Source organism: Psychrobacter sp. AOP5-GZ1-6 (assembly GCF_052376345.1).
In the GTDB taxonomy this organism is placed as follows: Bacteria; Pseudomonadota; Gammaproteobacteria; order Pseudomonadales; family Moraxellaceae; genus Psychrobacter.
This window is the reverse complement of record NZ_JBQSVP010000261.1, coordinates 1-1,429: the sequence shown is the minus strand read 5'-3', so window position 1 is coordinate 1,429 and position 1,429 is coordinate 1. Positions and strand designations below refer to the sequence as shown.

Sequence of the window (1,429 nt, the reverse complement as noted above, 5' to 3'; positions counted from 1 at the left end):
TGAACTGACCCCCAAATGTTGGACGGTTTAAGTTTATATCAAGGACTGAGTTCTGTACTGCACAGGACTCAGTCCTTTTAGTTTCACTTGAATACGCTCATGATTGTAATAGTGCATGTACTCATGAATCTGTTGTTCTAACTCCTCAATCGTTTGAGGCTTTTCAATATAAATTGTCTCACACTTTAATGTCCCGAAGAACCCTTCCATCAGTGCGTTATCTAAGCAATTGCCTTTTCTGCTCATACTTTGCTTAATACCATGCTGTTTAAGCACCTGTCCAAACTGTCTCATTTGATAATGCCAACCTTGATCTGAGTGCAGCATGAGTGTCTTATCACGGCACGCTTTCGTCTTTGCTAAAGCATCACCTAGCATCTTGCTCACTAAGTCATAGGTTGGTCGCCTTGAGAGTGTGTAACTGACAATCTCATTGTTATAACAATCAAGTATGGGTGATAGATACAGCTTATCATCACCCACCTTAAACTCAGTAATGTCAGTCAGCCAGCGCTTATGCGGATGACCTGCATAAAACTGGCGCTTTAAATAATTCTTCGCGATCTTACCTTGTTGTCCTTTATAGGATCGGTAATTCTGACGTCTTATCTTTGCGCTAAGCTTCATTTGACGCATAAGCTTAGCAATGAGCTTATGGTTATGATAAGCGCCTTGCTGCTTTAACGCAGCTGTGACTCTACGGTAGCCATACCTGCCTTTGTGCTTGTGGTAAAGCTCAGTAATACATTGTTTTAAGTCTGCATATTTGTCTTTAACATCAAACTGACACCTATGGTAGTAAAAGACACTCTTAGCCATCTTAGCGATGTTGAGCAAAGCAGATAAAGGGTGCTCTTGCCTCAATGCTTCGATGAGCCTTGCTTTCTCAAAGCTTGTTTCTTTTCCTTCTCCTTGAGCAAGGCATCGAGCTTTTTTAGGTAAGCAACCTCCGCACGTAGGTATTCATTCTCACGCTTCAATTCTGCTAATGTCTTTTCATCATCTGGTTTGTCTGTAATAAAGGGCTTACTCATGGCGACTCTACCTTTAGGCTTGGTTGTTAGTCCAGACAAGCCGTGTAATCGATACGCTTTGTGCCAATGACTGATTAGGGCCGGTGAGCTGATGTTAAATGTCAGTGCTGTCTGTGATTGACTTAAACCTTGTTCTAGCATGGTGCTTAACACTTTCAGTTTAAACTCACTGCTGTATTTGGCTTTGCTTGTCTTTGGCTTAATGGCATCTATGCCACCGCTTTGGTATTGTTTGACCCATTTGAGTACAAACTCTGGATTGACGTTAAATTTCTTAGCGGTGGCCTGACTACTATGTCCTTGCCGATAGTATGCGATGACTTGCATCTTAAAGTCTAGATCGTAACGCATAAAAATACCCCATAAGTTGTGTCCAACTTATGGGGGTCGGTTCA

Annotated in this window: 2 protein-coding genes; both read right to left on the bottom strand. The window is 41.9% G+C overall.

Annotated elements, in window-relative coordinates; genetic code table 11:
- Positions 1–33 precede the first annotated feature (33 nt).
- Positions 34–963 carry an IS3 family transposase gene (locus ACT3RN_RS15595; RefSeq protein ID WP_192520989.1) on the bottom strand — a complete coding sequence of 310 codons (930 nt, stop codon included), beginning with the start codon at positions 961–963 and terminating at the stop codon, positions 34–36.
- Positions 861–1,385 (bottom strand): helix-turn-helix domain-containing protein, encoded by a 525-nt coding sequence (locus ACT3RN_RS15590; RefSeq protein ID WP_192520988.1) that lies wholly within the window; start codon positions 1,383–1,385, stop codon positions 861–863. The genes ACT3RN_RS15595 and ACT3RN_RS15590 overlap by 103 nt, the downstream gene beginning before the upstream one ends.
- Positions 1,386–1,429 lie beyond the last annotated feature (44 nt).